The 15,539-nt window shown below is 67.0% G+C and carries 12 protein-coding genes; 9 read left to right on the forward strand and 3 right to left on the reverse strand.

The window, feature by feature from the left end; all coding sequences use genetic code 11:
- Positions 1-44: 44 nt before the first annotated feature.
- Complete coding sequence (locus F464_RS0107745) at positions 45-2,126, forward strand: diguanylate cyclase (RefSeq protein WP_018989222.1); 2,082 nt, start codon at positions 45-47, stop codon at positions 2,124-2,126.
- A gap of 12 nt (positions 2,127-2,138) precedes the next feature.
- Here F464_RS0107745 and F464_RS0107750 read toward each other — a convergent pair whose 3' ends face one another.
- Positions 2,139-3,050: a LysR family transcriptional regulator gene (locus F464_RS0107750; protein ID WP_026295836.1), complete on the reverse strand. Its 912-nt coding sequence runs from the start codon at positions 3,048-3,050 to the stop codon at positions 2,139-2,141.
- Between the two features lie 336 nt (positions 3,051-3,386).
- Between F464_RS0107750 and F464_RS0107755 the strand changes: the two genes are divergently transcribed.
- The 4 genes from F464_RS0107755 (at position 3,387) to F464_RS0107770 (ending at position 9,897) form a co-directional block, all read left to right on the forward strand.
- Positions 3,387-4,574 (forward strand): acyl-CoA dehydrogenase, encoded by a 1,188-nt coding sequence (locus F464_RS0107755; RefSeq protein WP_018989224.1) that lies wholly within the window; start codon positions 3,387-3,389, stop codon positions 4,572-4,574.
- A gap of 381 nt (positions 4,575-4,955) precedes the next feature.
- Entirely contained in the window at positions 4,956-6,116 is a 1,161-nt protein-coding gene (locus F464_RS28000; protein WP_018989225.1) for a sensor histidine kinase, read from the forward strand.
- On the forward strand, positions 6,113-6,544 hold the full coding sequence (locus tag F464_RS0107765; RefSeq protein WP_018989226.1) for a response regulator: 432 nt from the start codon (positions 6,113-6,115) through the stop codon (positions 6,542-6,544). The genes F464_RS28000 and F464_RS0107765 overlap by 4 nt, the downstream gene beginning before the upstream one ends.
- The gene (locus F464_RS0107770; protein WP_018989227.1) at positions 6,517-9,897 is read left to right on the forward strand and encodes an EAL domain-containing protein; all 3,381 of its coding nucleotides are present in this window, start codon (positions 6,517-6,519) and stop codon (positions 9,895-9,897) included. The genes F464_RS0107765 and F464_RS0107770 overlap by 28 nt, the downstream gene beginning before the upstream one ends.
- A gap of 125 nt (positions 9,898-10,022) precedes the next feature.
- Here the strand turns inward: F464_RS0107770 and F464_RS0107775 are convergent, their stop codons facing one another.
- On the reverse strand, positions 10,023-11,024 hold the full coding sequence (locus tag F464_RS0107775) for a recombination-associated protein RdgC (RefSeq protein ID WP_018989228.1): 1,002 nt from the start codon (positions 11,022-11,024) through the stop codon (positions 10,023-10,025).
- Positions 11,025-11,134: 110 nt separating this feature from the next.
- Entirely contained in the window at positions 11,135-11,605 is a 471-nt protein-coding gene (locus F464_RS0107780; RefSeq protein WP_018989229.1) for an SRPBCC family protein, read from the reverse strand.
- Between the two features lie 74 nt (positions 11,606-11,679).
- On the opposite strand from F464_RS0107780, the gene F464_RS0107785 reads away from it, so the two are divergent.
- From F464_RS0107785 to F464_RS0107800, 4 genes are all read left to right on the forward strand, one after another.
- Positions 11,680-12,396: a 16S rRNA pseudouridine(516) synthase gene (locus tag F464_RS0107785; RefSeq protein ID WP_018989230.1), complete on the forward strand. Its 717-nt coding sequence runs from the start codon at positions 11,680-11,682 to the stop codon at positions 12,394-12,396.
- A gap of 836 nt (positions 12,397-13,232) precedes the next feature.
- Positions 13,233-14,396 carry an elongation factor P maturation arginine rhamnosyltransferase EarP gene (earP, locus tag F464_RS0107790; protein WP_018989231.1) on the forward strand — a complete coding sequence of 388 codons (1,164 nt, stop codon included), beginning with the start codon at positions 13,233-13,235 and terminating at the stop codon, positions 14,394-14,396.
- Positions 14,397-14,454: 58 nt separating this feature from the next.
- A complete protein-coding gene (gene efp, locus F464_RS0107795) occupies positions 14,455-15,012 on the forward strand; it encodes an elongation factor P (protein ID WP_018989232.1) in 558 nt (185 codons plus the stop codon).
- A gap of 146 nt (positions 15,013-15,158) precedes the next feature.
- Positions 15,159-15,536, forward strand: a complete 378-nt coding sequence (locus tag F464_RS0107800) for a hypothetical protein (protein ID WP_018989233.1) — start codon at positions 15,159-15,161, stop codon at positions 15,534-15,536.
- Positions 15,537-15,539 lie beyond the last annotated feature (3 nt).

Raw genomic sequence — 15,539 nt, forward strand, 5'->3', positions numbered from 1 at the left:
CTAGAATGAGGCGGTAACCCGATCCTCGCGCGGTTCCTATCGCCATGCTCCGCCTCCCTGACCGCCTCTACTGGGTGCTTCCGCTCGGGGCATGGACCGTCCTTATCCTGCTGTCGCTGGGGCTGATGCTGCATCAAAGCCAGAACACCGCGTTTGCGACCGCACGCCAGCAGGGACGCGACATCTTCCACATGATCGAGGCGATGCGGCTGTGGAATTCGCAGGCGGGCGGCGTGTTCATGCGCCAGAGTGAAGCGACGCCGCCGAACAAGTACCTGGATCTGCCCGAGCGCGATCCCGTCACGACCTCGGGCATCCCCCTCACCACCGTCAATCCCGCCTACATGACGCGCCAGATGGCTGGCGTCATCGAGAAGGAAAGCGGCATCCGCATCCACATCACGAGCCTGCGCCCGATCAACCCCGGCAACCTCGCCGATCCGTGGGAGACGTTGGCATTGCAAGCCTTCGAGAAGGCCGGCGAGAAGGAACGCAGCGAGATCCACCACACCGGGGGCGAACCGGTGATCCGCTACATGGCACCGCTGTTCGTGCGCAAGGAATGCCTGAAGTGCCACGAGAAGCAGAAGTACAGCGTCGGCGACGTGCGCGGCGGCATCAGCGTGTCGATCCCGGCGACGGATTTCGTCGCGCGCCTCGACGCATCGCGGCGCCAGCTCGTGATCACGCATGCCGGCGTGTGGGCGATCGTCGCGCTGATGCTGACGATCTACCTGCGCCAGTATCGCCTGCAGTGGAACAACCTCAAACTCCTCACCGCGACACTGGAAGACCGCGTGCGCGAGCGCACCGCCAAGCTCGAGGAGGAAACCGCCGCCCACCGCGCCAGCGAGCAGGAAGCGCGGCAGCACCACCAACGCTTCCTCGACCTCGTGAATACGACCGACGGCATCGTGTGGGAGGCCGACGCGCAGACCTTCGTCTTCGCCTTCGTCAGCCGCAAGGCCGAGAGCCTGCTCGGCTATCCCGTCGAAGACTGGCAGAAGCCCGGATTCTGGGTCGATCACCTGCATCCGGATGACCGCAGCTGGGCACCGCAGTACTGCGCCTCATGCACCGGTCGACTGGAGCCGCACCGCTTCGAATACCGCTTCATTGCAGCCGACGGCCGCGTCGTGTGGCTGGAGGACATCGTCACTGTGGTCGCCGTGGATGGCAGACCGACGCTGCTGCGCGGCCTGATGGTGGATATCACCGCGCGGCGCGAGGCCGAGCTCGAAGTGCGCCACCTCACGCAACGCCTGATGCTGGCGACGCGCGCGGCCCATATCGGCATCTGGGAATACGAACCGCAGAGCGGCAAGGTCGTGTGGGACGAGGCGATGTACGAACTCTTCGGCCTGAGCCCGGACGAATTCCACGGCCACATCGACGACGTCACGGCGCGGATCCTGCCCGACGACGTGCCGCACCTCACCAAACTGCTCGACGAGACCCTGAATACCGGCAACGACTTCGTCACCACCTTCCGCATCCTGCGCCACGGCACCGAGATCCGCCACATCGACGCCCAGGCGGTACGGGTGCCCGGCAACGGCCACCAGCCGGTGCGCATGATAGGTGTCAATCGCGACGTCACCGAGCGCAAGCGCAACGAACAGGAATTACTGCGCCTGGCGACGACGGACGTACTGACCGGTTGCTACAACCGCGGCTACCTGCAGCGCATGCTGGAACTGGAGATCGACCGCGCACGACGCCACGGCGATATGCTGTCGCTGCTGATGTACGACCTCGACCGCTTCAAGAACATCAACGATACCTGGGGCCACGGCGTCGGCGACCAGGTGCTGGCACACGGCGCCGCGGTGGTGCGCGACACCATCCGCCGCACCGACACGCTGGCGCGCTGGGGCGGCGAGGAATTCATGGTGCTGTGCCCGCGCACCTCGACCGCGGAAGCGAAGGTGCTCGCCGAACGCGTGCTGCAGGCACTGCGCGAGCACCCGACCCCGCCCGCCGGAGTCGTCACGGCGAGCATCGGCGTCGTCACGCTGCGCCCCGAGGACGACGCCGACACCCTGCTCAAGCGTGCCGACGACCTGATGTACCTCGCCAAGCAGTCGGGCCGCAACGACGCGTGCTGCGACACGGACGCGGCCTGAGCACGCCCGCGCTCACGCCAGCCCCGCGGCGACCCGGTATCCGGCCGCCGCCTCCACCAGCCAGTCGCGGAAGGCCGCCAGCGACGCCGTCTCCGCCTTGCGCTCAGGGATGATCAGGTAGTACGCCTTGGTACTCAGATACACGTGCTCGCACGGGATCACGAGGCGCCCGCTGTCGAGCTCCTCGCGGATCAGGAAGGGGGGAATCAGCGCGATCCCCATGTCCTGCATCGCCGCCTGCGCGAGCATGGAGAAAAGCTCGTAGCGCGTGCCGGTCATGTCGTGCGTGACCTGCATCCCCAGGGAGCCGAACCACTCGCGCCACCCGTAGGGCCGCGTCGACTGCTGCAGCAGCGGCAGCGTCGCGATCTCCTCCGGCGTGAGCGCGGCGCGTCCCTGCAGCATGCGCGGACTGCACACCGGGGTGGGGTTCTCGCGCATCAGGAAATGCGCCTCCGTGCCGGGCCAGCCGGCGTCGCCGAAGTACAGCGCGGCATCGAACTCGGTGTCGGCGAACAGGAAGGGGCGCGTGCGGTTGTTCATATTGACGGTGACGCCGGGATGCTGCGCGAGGAACTCGCCGAGCCGGGGCAGCAGCCAGCGCGTCGCGAAGGTCGGCATCACCGCAAGTTCGATCGTCACGCCGCGTCCGTGGTGGGCCATCACGGACAGCGTGTCGCGCTCCATCGCGTCGAGGCGCGCGCTGATCTGGCGGCTGTAGGACAGGCCCGCCTCGGTCAGCGTGACGCCGCGCTTGGTACGGCGGAACAGACGCAGCCCGAGGAAGTCCTCGAGCGAAGCGATCTGGCGGCAGATCGCGCTCTGCGTGAGCGCGAGTTCCTCGGCCGCACGCGTGAAGCTCTCGTGCCGCGCGGCGCGCTCGAAGGCGAGCAGTGCGGCGGTGCTGGGAATCTTGCGGCGCATCGAGGCCTCCGTAAAGTGCGCAATGCGCATGACAGGAAAGAACGCACGGGTGCCTCCGTTGGAGCGGCTACGGCCGTGCGAGGAGGCTGATATCCTTGTGGGAGCGGCTTCAGCCGCGAAGCCGCTGTGTTGCGGAGTGAAGCGCCCGTTCGCGGCTGAAGCCGCTCCCACATCGCCACGGCCATCGCCGTGACCGTTTCAACAAGTGCGTTTTCCGCACAAGCTATCACGAAATTTTCGTTTGTCGCAGCGCTCGATGCGGAACTATAGTGCAGTCACGCACGAAAGCCGGGTGGCCCCGGCGTCCCACCATCCGCCGCATTGAGGAGATTCGACATGGCAACGAACCGCGTGACTTTCGACTGGGCCGACCCCCTGTATCTCGACAGCCAGCTCACCGACACCGAGCGCATGGTGCGCGACAGCGCCCGCGCCTACAGCCAGGAGCGCCTGCTGCCGCGCGTGCAGGAAGCCTTCCGCCACGAGAAGACCGACCCGGCGATCTTCCGCGAGATGGGCGAACTGGGCCTGCTCGGGCCGACGATCCCCGAGGAATACGGCGGCGCCGGCATGAACTACGTGGCCTACGGCCTGATCGCGCGTGAAGTCGAGCGCGTCGATTCCGGCTACCGCTCGATGATGAGCGTGCAGAGCTCGCTCGTGATGGTGCCGATCAACGAATTCGGCTCCGAGGCGACCAAGCAGAAATACTTGCCCAAGCTCGCGACCGGCGAACTGATCGGCTGCTTCGGCCTGACCGAACCCAACCACGGCTCCGACCCCGGCAGCATGGTCACCCGCGCCAGGAAGGTCGACGGTGGCTACAGCCTGTCGGGCGCCAAGATGTGGATCACCAACAGCCCGATCGCCGACGTGTTCGTCGTGTGGGCGAAGGACGACGCCGGCGACATCCGCGGCTTCGTGCTGGAGAAGGGCTGGAAGGGCCTGTCCGCCCCGGCGATCCACGGCAAGGTCGGCCTGCGCGCCTCGATCACCGGCGAAATCGTCATGGACGAGGTGTTCTGCCCCGAAGAGAACGCCTTCCCGACCGTGCGCGGCCTGAAGGGACCGTTCACCTGCCTGAACTCGGCGCGCTTCGGCATCGCCTGGGGCGCGCTCGGTGCCGCGGAAGCCTGCTACGAGACCGCACGCCAGTACACGATGGACCGCAAGCAGTTCGGCCGCCCGCTCGCCGCGAACCAGCTGATCCAGAAGAAGCTCGCCGACATGCTGACCGAGATCACGCTGGGCCTGCAGGGCTGCCTGCGCCTGGGCCGCCTCAAGGACGAGGGCAACGCGCCGGTCGAACTGACCTCGATCATGAAGCGCAACTCCTGCGGCAAGTCGCTCGACATCGCCCGCGTCGCGCGCGACATGCTCGGCGGCAACGGCATCTCGGACGAGTTCTGCATCGCGCGTCACCTCGTGAACCTCGAAGTGGTGAACACCTACGAGGGCACGCACGACATCCACGCGCTGATCCTCGGCCGCGCCATCACCGGCATCGCCGCGTTCTCGAACTGAGTTCGGCACACTCGCCCGTCCCGGCACCGACCTGATCCGGGTCGGGCGCCCGGGCCGGCGCGACGACCCCGACCATCGGGGTTCCTTCTTCCTCCGGGACGCGACCGGGCAGCACCTGCCGGTCGCGGCTCATTCCCGCGGCGCGCTCCGCGACCCCGGCGCAATCACCCGCGCCTAGCCCCCGGCCGCCCCCAAAGCCACCCCCAAGCCGCCTGCCTTCCGCACGACACGGCACATCTGCCCTGCCCGATTCCGGCACACCGGTGTCCTTGGCGCGGCACACTCCACGGCATCGACCGTTCAGGACGGTAGAATTCTCCGACACGCAGCCCGGGCGTCCCGCACTAGCGGTCCCGCGATGCGCCAGGCCGGAGGAACACGATGGAAAAACCGACGGATGCGACTACACCGTGCAACGCGACGGACGCGGCCCGCATCACCGCGCTGATCAACCGCTCGCCGGTGGTGGCGATCGAGTGGCATAACCAGCCGGGCTGGCCGGTCGGTTTCGTCAGCGACGGCGTCGCACAGTGGGGCTACAGCCGGGATGACTTCATCTCCGGCCGGATCCGGTATGCCGACCTGATCCACGCAGACGATCGCCCCCGCATCGAGCTCGACGTCGCCGAACACCTCGCCAACGGGCCGGACGACTACCGCCAGGAATACCGCATCCGCACTGCCTCCGGCACCTGGGTCTGGCTGGACGACCGCACCTGGCTGACGCGCAACGAACACGGCAACGTGACCGACATCCACGGCGTGCTGCTCGACATCACCGCGATCAAGATCGCCGAAGCCGAGGTGCGCCGTCTCAACGCCACACTGGAAGACCGCGTCGCCGAGCGCACCGCCCAGCTGCAGGCCGCCAACCAGGAACTGCGCTCGTTTTCCTATACCGTCTCGCACGACCTCAAGGCGCCGCTGCGCGGCATCGAGGGCTACAGCCAGCTGCTGCTCGAACAATACCGCGACCGCCTCGACGAGGACGGCCACCACTTCCTCATCAGCATCCGGCGCGGCGCGATGCACATGCACGAGCTGATCGAGGATCTGCTTACCTACTCGCGCATCGAGCGCCAGACGCTGGATATCCGTGCCGTGGATCTGCCCGCCCTCGTGCAGGGCGTGCTCGACGGATTCGCGCACGAGATCCGGGCACAGGGCATCGAGGTCGTCGTGAAGGAACTGCCGCCGCAGATCCGCGCCGACCCGAGCGGGCTCACGCTGGTGCTGCGCAACCTCGTCAGCAACGCCCTCAAGTTCACCCGCGCCACGTCCATGCCGCGCATCACGATAGATGCGTACCGCCGTGACCGTCATCTCGTCCTGACGGTGGCCGACAACGGCGTGGGCTTCGACATGAAGTATCATGATCGCATCTTCGAGATATTCCAGCGTCTGCATCGCGCCGAGGACTATCCGGGCACCGGCATAGGGCTCGCGCTGGTGCGCAAGGCGCTGCAGCGCATGGGTGGAACGGTGTGGGCGGTCAGCGAGCCCGGCCAGGGCGCGACCTTCCACGTGGAGCTTCGGCAATGACAGGCGAGCATCGCCCACGCAGCATCCTGCTGGTCGAAGACAATCCGGTCGACCTGGATCTCGCCCTGCGCGCCTTCTCGCGCCAGGGCGCGGAGTGCAGGATAGAGGTCGCACGCGACGGCGAGGAGGCACTCGCCTTCATGCACCGCTGGGAACGGGGACACCCGCTGCCGGCCCTGGTGCTGCTGGACATCAAGCTGCCGCGCGTCAACGGGCTGGAGGTGCTGCGCCAGCTGAAATCGCACCCGCGCTTCGGTTACATCCCGGTCGTGATGCTCACGACCTCGGGCGAGGATGCCGACCTCGGCCAGGCCTACGAACTCGGCGCCAATTCCTACATCATCAAGCCGGTCAACTTCGCGCGCTTCATCGAAGTGACCGAACAGATCGAGCAATACTGGTGTCTGCTGAACGCACTTCCGAACTAGGCGGACTGCGCGTCCTCTACGTCGAGGACAACGCCGACGATGCCGACCTTGCACAGCGCATGCTCGCGCGCGTCGCACCGGACATCGCGCTGGATGTCGTGCCCACCCTGACGGCGGCCCTCGCGCGGCTGTCCGGCCCGCTGCCTTACGACCTGCTGCTGTCGGACCTGCGGCTGCCCGGCGATTCCGGCCTCGAGCTGCTCGCCGAGGTGCGCCGTCGCCAGCTGCCGCTGGCCGTCGTCGTGCTCACGGGTTCCGGCGACCAGGTCGCCGCACTGGCGGCGCTGAAGGCCGGCGCCGACGGCTACGTGCTCAAGCGCGGCGACTACCTCACGCAGCTGCCGGCCACCCTGCGCGCCGCATTCGCGCGCTTCATTGCCACCCCGGTGCGCCGCCTGGCGCCGCTGCACGTCCTGTACGGCGAACACGACGCCCGCCGCGCAACGCTGACGCGCCAGCACCTCGCCCGCCACGTGCCGCACATCCGTCTCGACGTGGTCGCCGACGCCGCAGCGGTGCTCGCCGCCGTGCCGCCCGACCCGGCGCAGGCGCCCGACTTCGACGTCCTGCTGCTCGACACCGGCATCGGCGGGATGGACGGCCTCGAACTCGTGCGCGTGCTGCGCGAGCAGCGCGGGCTCGCCCGCCCCATCGTGCTGCTGGCCGGCAACGGCGGCGAGGAGATCGCGGCCCAGGCGCTGAACGCCGGCGTGAGCGACTGCATCGCACGCCACGAAGGCTATCTCAACGCCCTGCCGGCCACCCTCGAAAAAGTGCGCGAGCAGGCCGAACTGCTGCGCGAGCGCGCCGAACTGCGGGCGACCAGCGCGCACCTGTCCTACCTGCTGGCAGCGAGCCCTGTCGTGCTGTACACGCTGCGCATGCACGACGGCAGCCTGGTCGCGAACTGGATCAGCGCGAACGTCGAACGCATCGTCGGCGGTACCGTGGACGAAGTCCTCGCCCCCGGCTGGTGGCTCGCCCACCTGCACCCGGCCGACCGCAAGGCGGCGCTAGACGCTCAGACCGGCTTGCTGCGCGAGGGCCGGCTCGACCACGAATACCGCTTCGTCGCCGACGACGGCCGCGTGATCTGGATCCGCGACCAGATGCGCGTGCTGCACGCGGACGACGGCGGGCCGCTGGAAGTGGTCGGCACCTGGACCGACGTCACCACGCTGAAGCAGGCCGAGCAACTCAAGGCCGCGCGCGGTTCCGTGCTCAACCGCCTGGTCGCAGGCGATCCGCTGCCGGTGATCCTCGAAGACGTCGCGCAACGCCTGGAACAGCTCGTTCCGCCCATGCGTGCCTCCATCCTGCTGATCGACCCGACGACCGGCTGCCTCACGCACGGCGCCGCGCCCCGGCTGCCGGACTACTACCGCGAAGCCGTCGAGCAGCTGCAGCCGGGCGAGGGCATGGGCTCCTGCGGCACCGCCGCGATGCGCGGCGAGGCGGTGATCGCCACGGACGTGACGACCGACGTCAACTGGGTGCCGTTCCGCGAGATCGCTGCGCGCGCCGGCTTCCGCTCCTGCTGGTCCTTTCCCTTCCGCGACGCCGTCGGCGCGGTGCTCGGCACCTTCGCCGTGTACTTCGACACGCCACGCGAAGTGGACAAGGCACTTGTCGCGATCATCGACGAATTCACAGCGATCACCGCGCTGGCGGTGCAGAAAGTGCGCGCAACCGACGCGCTGCGCCAGGCCGCCGCGGTGATCGAGAGCACGCGTGACGGCGTCATGATCACCGACCTCGAGCGCCGCATCGTCAGCGTGAACCGCGCGTGGTGCGAGATGACCGGTTTCTCGCGCGAGGAGGCGCTCGGCCGCGTGCCGCAGATGCTGAAATCCGGCCTGCAGAACGACGCCTTCTACCGCCGCATGTGGACGCAGATCACCCACAACGGCGACTGGCAGGGCGAAATCTGGAACCGGCGCAAGAACGGCGAGCTGTACCCGCAGTGGCTCAGCATCAGCACCGTGTACGACGACGAACGCCGGCCGACACACTACGTCGGGGTCATGACCGACATCAGCAAACTGAAGCAGTCCGAGGCCCAGCTCGAGCACCTCGCGCACTACGACCCGCTCACCGATCTCCCCAACCGCCTGCTCGTTCAGTCGCGCCTGGAGCACGGGATCGAGCGCGCCGCACGCCAGGGCAGCCACATCGGGGTGCTGTTCATCGACCTGGACCGCTTCAAGACGATCAACGACAGCCTCGGCCACCACGCCGGCGACGAGGCGCTGGTGGAGATCGCCAACCGCCTGCGCGCCTGCCTGCAGCGCGACGACACGCTGGCGCGCTGGGGCGGCGACGAGTTCCTCGTCATCCTCGAAGACCTCGCCAAGCCGGACGAGGCCGCCCACGCCGCGCAGACCTTGATCGACCGGCTGCGCGAGCCGCTGCTGCTCGCGGACGGCCAGCCGGCGTATGTCGGCGCCAGCATCGGCGTGAGCATGTATCCACAGGACGCCCGCACCGCGGCACCACTGATCCAGCATGCCGACACGGCCCTGCACCAGGCCAAGGCGCAGGGGCGCAACACCTACCGCTTCTTCACCGACGCGATGAGCCAGGAGGCGCAACGCCACCTGAGCCTGGAACGGCGGCTGCGCCACGCCCTCGCGCACGACCGCTTCGTGCTGCATTACCAGCCGCAGGTCGACATCGCCAGCGGGCGCATCGTCGGCTGCGAGGCGCTGCTGCGCTGGAACGACCCCGAGGAAGGCCTGGTGCCGCCGGGACGCTTCATCCCCTTCGCCGAGGAGAGCGGCCTGATCGTGCAGATCGGCGAGTGGGCGCTGCATTCGGCCTGCCAGCAAGCGCGCCGCTGGGCCGACGCCGGCCTGCCGCCGCTGCGGGTGTCGGTGAACCTGTCGGCGCGCCAGCTGTGGCAGGCCGAGCTGCCCGACCGCATCGCCGCGATCCTGGAAAGCACCGGCCTGCCGGCGCAGGCGCTGGAACTCGAGCTCACCGAGAGCATGATCATGGGCCACGAGGCCCAGGCCGTCGAACGCCTCGGCCAGCTGCGCAGCATGGGCCTGCGGCTCGCCATCGACGACTTCGGCACCGGCTACTCGTCGCTGTCCTACCTGAAGAACCTGCCGATCGAGGTGCTGAAGATCGACCAGAGCTTCGTGCGCAACATCCCGCAGGACCGCAACGACATGGAGATCGCCGGCGGCATCATCGCACTCGCGCGCAAGCTCAACCTCAAGGTCACGGCCGAAGGCGTCGAGACCGCGGCCCAGCTCGCCTTCCTCGCCGGGCAGGGCTGCGACAGCTACCAGGGCTACCTGTTCAGCCGCCCGGTGCCGGCGGAGGAATTCGAAAAGCTGCTCTCATAGCTCTCATAGCTCTCGTAGGGCGGGAGGAGCGCAGCGTATCCCGCCACCGCGGCATATGCGAACACGGGGCGGTTATCTGGCGGGATACGCCTTCGGCTCCTCCCGCCCTACGATTCAGCGCGTCATCACCACGGCGCATCGCCCGCGACTGCTGCCGGAGCCGAGGCCGAAGACGCCGCCGCCGCCGCCGGGGCCGCAGGGCTTTCGCCGAAACCCGCGGCCTCGCCGCCCTTCAGTTCCCCACCCAGCGCCTCGACCACCGCCGGCAGCAGGCGCTGCAGCTCGCCGGTCATCAGCGCGAAGCCCGCGTCGAACAGCGCGCGCGCGTCCTCGGCGCCTGCCTGGTCGAGGTTTTCCTTCACGACGTCGAGGAAGTCGAGGCGCTTGATCTCGAACTTCTCGGTCAGCACGAAGCTCACGCGGTCGTCGAAAGTCAGCGCGAGGCGGGTCGGCAGCTTGCCGGCGGTGAGGTGGCCTTTGATCTCGTCGCCTTCGAGCGGATGGCGCACGTAGCGCACCGCGGCCTTGTCCTCGCTGACCGAACGCAGCTCGCAGTCCTGGTCGATCGTGAAGCCGGCAGGCGCCTCGTTGCCCGCGAGCCAGTCGGCCATCGCACTGGTCGGCGACAGCTCGGTGCGCACCAGCGCGAGTGGGAGAGTGTCCAGCGTCTGGCGCAATACCTCCAGGACGTCCTCAGCGCGGGCCTGGCTGGGCGCATCGATACCCAGCCACCCCCCGGTGGGGTCTATCCATGCAAAGGCCTTCCTGCGCCGTGTAAACGCGCGCGGCAGCAATTCCTGCAAAACCTGCTCGCGCAGATCCTTCATCTGCTTGCGCCCGGGTTTGTAGCCCTGCTGATCGGCCAGCGCCTCGGCGCGCTCCTCGGCCTCCTGCTTGACCACCGACGAGGGCAGCAGACGGTTCTCCACGCCCAGCGCGATCAGCCACTGGCCGCCGACCTGGTGCACGAGGAATTCGTCACCGGTGGGCGAGAGCCAGCCGCGGGTTTCCTGGTCCTGGCTGCCGCAGGGCTGGAAGCGTTTGCGTGCGAGCTGTTCTTCCAGGGCTTCGGCCGTCATCGTCCAGCCGGCGGGAACGCGATAGATCTGCAGGTTCTTGAACCACATGGGAAATTCGTCCGTGTTGCGGGTTATTGGGGAAATGCGCGGAAAACGCACGGGGAACGCGGACGGCGCTGCGAAACCGCGTCCCGCGGCGCGCAGGGCCGGCGTTCGCGCTACTGGATGCGGCCCGACTCGGTGATCATGCGGATCACGCGCAGGGTGTCGACGTCGGACTGGTGGTAGGCCGACTTGATGTATTCGACATAGGCGACGTCGTCGCCGGTGCCCTGTTCGGTCAGCGTCGTACGGTAACGGAAGCGCAGCACCATCGTCTCGGGGGCCGGCTCCTCGATGCTGATCGTGAGGCTGCCGCCGGCATGCGCGTCGGTGCGTTCGGTGTCGAAACGCACCCATTCCATCGGTTGCAGCGTCACGCGGTCGTGGATCACCGAGTTGCCGAACCTGAGCTCGCGCACCAGTTCGGTGTCGCTGCGCGAAAGGATCGTGCACGCCTCCAGGCCGGGCAGGAAGGGGCGCGAATCCTCGGCGCGGCACAGCAGGCCGAACCACAGCTCCTCGCGCGTGAGCGGCGCGACCAGCGGATTGTCCGGGTCGTTCACGACCAGCAGATGTTCAAAATTCACCAGCAGGCTCCAAGTGCGGGGCGACCATGGTACCGGGGCGAAAGTGTCCCGGATGTTTCGGTTAGCATCCGCCCATGCACATCGAACGAATACTCCATTCCCAGGGGTTCGGCAGCCGCAAGGAATGCCGCGCCCTGATCCGTGCCGGCCTGGTCGCTGTCGCAGGCCGGATTCTCGACAATCCCGCCGAAGACTTCGCGCCCGAAGGCCTCGAATTCAGCGTAGACGACGAAAGCTGGGTCTACCGCGAAAAGGCCTACCTGATGCTGCACAAACCCGCCGGCTATGAGTGCTCGCGCCGGCCCCAATTCCACCCCTCGGTGTTCGCGCTGCTGCCCGACATGCTGGCGAACCGCGACGCGCAGTGCGTGGGCCGGCTCGACCAGGACACCACCGGCCTGCTGTTGCTCTCCGACGACGGCCAGTTCATCCACCGCTGGAGTTCGGGCAAGAAGCGCACGCCCAAGGTGTACGAGGTCACGACCAGCCATCCGGTGGACGACGCCTTGATCGCCGCCTTGCTCAAGGGCGTCGAACTCGTCGATGAACCGGCACCGATCGCCGCGGCTGCGTGCCTGAAAACCGGGGAGCGGAGTCTACGGCTGACGATCACCGAAGGCAAGTACCATCAGGTCAAGCGCATGCTGGCCGCGGCGGGCAACCACGTCGAGGCCCTGCATCGCAGCGTCGTCGGCGGACTGTCCCTGCCCGACGATCTCGCACCGGGCGACTGGTGCTGGCTCGATGAAGCCGATCTGGCCCGCCTCGCCACGTATTCCGAAGACGCCTGAACACCGGCCCGCAACGGGCCGTCCTGCACGGGCTGCGTCCGCAGCGCCGTTTCCGCACCGTGCATTTTCCCTTCCTTGCAGTCTGCACTCCCCGTGTTCGAGGGGAGTGCTCTCCTTTCCGGGGGCACCCCGGCCGCCTTCCGCAGCCTCGTGTTTTGTTCTTCTGTATTTCTTTAAATTTAAAAGATAAAGAAGAAGATAGGCGGCGAATTTCTGTGGATAAGTGCCGGACCGCCAGTACCTGCGGTGTTTTCGGCGTTGTAGAACCCCGTAGACAAGTACCCGGTTCACCTGTGCACCGAATGTGACCCGTTTCGAGGACCCGGGATTTTTCGGTGCTTGCCCACAAAGCGTCCCTCTGCTCCTCCACGGACTTATCCACTGCGCTGCCGGTTTCGACGCCTGGCAGGCCGCGATCACCACAGCGGCGGAAGCCTCGGCAACCCGCTCCCAGAGCAGCACGGTCACTCCCTCCCTTTGAAGGGCGAGGAACAGGGTGTCCGAACGGACTTCATGGCTACGATCGCCGCAGCGTGAAACGAGCTTTTGCGTGCAGGACAGGAGCAGCCGAAGGCGCATCCTGCCGCGCCTGCGGGGGTTTGGGGTTTTGCTTTTAGTATTTTGTTTTAATTAAAAGATAAAGATATATATAGTGGCGCGTTTTCTGTGGATAAGTCCGGTTTCGCCAATGCCTGCGGGCACTCCGGGACGGTAAAAGTCCGTAGATAAGCACCGGGTTCACCTGTGTGCCGATTGTGTCCCGTTTACGGCTTCTTCCCGATGCAGCCCTTTTCCCACAAAGCATTCCCGCCTTTTCCCCGTACTTGTCCACTGCCATGAGCCTTTCCGACGCCTCGTCCGCCTTCGACTGGGACATCTTCTGCCGGGTTGTGGATAACTTCGGGGATATCGGCGTCTGCTGGCGGCTGGCGCGCTGCCTGGCGCGGGATCACGGCTGTGCGGTGCGCCTGTGGGTGGACGACTGGGGGAGCTTCGCGCGCCTGTGTCCGGCAGTCGCTGAAGCGGGAGATATGCTGCGCGCACAGGGCGTCGAAGTGCGCCGCTGGTGCGAGCCCTTTCCCGACGTGGCGCCGGCGCGTGCGGTCGTCGAGGCCTTCGCGTGCGAGCCGCCCCCGGGCTACGTCGAGGCGATGGCGGCCTGCACGCCGCGGCCGCAGTGGATCAACCTCGAATACCTGTCGGCCGAGGACTGGGTCGAGGGCTGTCACGGCCTGAGCTCACCGCATCCGCGCCTGGGGCTGACGAAGCGATTCTGCTTTCCCGGCTTCACGCCGCGTACCGGCGGCCTGTTGCGCGAGAAGGGGCTGATCGCGGAACGCGAGCGTTTCCGCGCCGATGTGGCAATGCGGCGCGACTGGCTCGCCGGCCTCGGCATTCCGGCGGTGTCCGACGACACGCGGCTGGTGTCGCTGTTCGCCTATGAGCAGCCGCAACTGCCGGAACTGCTGCGCGTGTGGGCCGCGGCGCCGCTCCCGACCCTGCTGCTGGTGCCCGAAGGCCGCGTGCTGGGCGACGTGCTGCGCTTCTTCGGCCGTGACGAAGCCAAAGCGGGCGAGATCCTGGCCGCGGGCGGATTGACGGCCGCGGTCCTGCCCTTCCTCGACGCCGCCGACTACGACCGCCTGCTATGGGCGTGCGCGCTCAACTTCGTGCGCGGCGAGGATTCCTTCGTGCGCGCGCAGTGGGCCGCGCAGCCCTTCGTGTGGCACATCTACGAGCAGGACGAGGCCGTGCATCACGACAAGCTGGAGGCCTTCCTCGCCCGCTACCTCGCCGGCCTCGATGCGCCGGCCGCGGACGCGACGCGGGCGTTCTGGAAGGCCTGGAACGGCGAGGGGAGCCTTGCCGCCGCCTGGCCCGCGTTCGCCGCTGCGCTGCCGCGGCTTGCGTCGCACACGCGCCGCTGGTCGGACGGGCTCGCGGAGAGCCAGGATCTTGCGTCGGCGCTCGTGCAATTTTCAGAACTATCGGTAAAATAACCGGTTTTTTACGATGTGCGGCCAAAATGTCCGCGCCCGATCTACATCAGGAAACAGCATGAAAACCGCACAGGAACTCCGCTCCGGCAACGTCATCATGGTTGGCGCCGACCCGCTGGTCGTGCAGAAGGCCGAATACAACAAGTCCGGCCGCAACTCTGCGGTCGTGAAGATGAAGCTCAAGAACCTGCTCACCGGCGCCCCGTCGGAGTCGGTGTACAAGGCCGACGACAAGTTCGAAGTCGTCCAGCTCGACAAGAAGGAAGTGACCTTCTCGTACTTCGCCGATCCGATGTACGTGTTCATGGACGCCGACTACGAGCAGTACGAAGTCGAAGCCGAGAACATGACCGACGCGCTGAAGTACCTCGAAGACGGCCTGCAGTGCGAAGTGGTGTTCTACAACGGCAAGGCGATCTCGGTCGATCTGCCGAACTCCGTCGTGCGCGAAGTGGTCTACACTGAACCCGCCGTGAAGGGCGATACCTCGGGCAAGGTGATGAAGCCCGCCAAGCTCGCGACCGGCTTCGAACTGCCGGTGCCGGCCTTCGTCGAAATCGGTGACAAGATCGAAATCGACACCCGCACCGACGAGTACAAGAACCGCGTCAAGTAATCCGCGCGGAACGCGTCGCGACCGGAAGGGCCCGCCGAGTGCGGGCCCTTCGTTTTTTCCGGGTCCCTCATTTCGCCATCATGTTCGCCTTGAACTTTCCGATACCGGCGATATCTTGAGAGCACCTGTCCCCCCTGGAGCTCAACATGAAAAAGACTCTGCTCGTCATCCTGATCGCGGGCCTGTCCGCCGGACTGGCCGCGTGCGGCAAGGACAAGCCGGCCGAAAAGGCCAGCACTGCCGGCAGCCAGGCGGTTGAAGCCGCGAAGGAGTCCGCACAGAAGGCCGGCGAGGCCGCGCAAAAGGCGGGCGAAGCCGCCTCCGCCGCGGCCGAATCGGTGAAGGAATCTGCGAAGGAAGGTATGGAGAAGGGCAAGGAGGTCGCGAGCGAAGCCGGCCAGGCCGCCAAGGAGATGGCGCACAAGGCCGCCGACGCGACGCGTGAAGCGGCCGAGAAAGCGAAGGAAGCGGGCAAGGAAGCCGTCGACACAGCCAAGGACGCGATGCGCAAGGAAGAAAAGTAGACG

Origin of the sequence: Aromatoleum toluclasticum ATCC 700605 (assembly GCF_000378245.1) — a bacterium.
Lineage (GTDB): Bacteria > Pseudomonadota > Gammaproteobacteria > Burkholderiales > Rhodocyclaceae > Aromatoleum > Aromatoleum toluclasticum.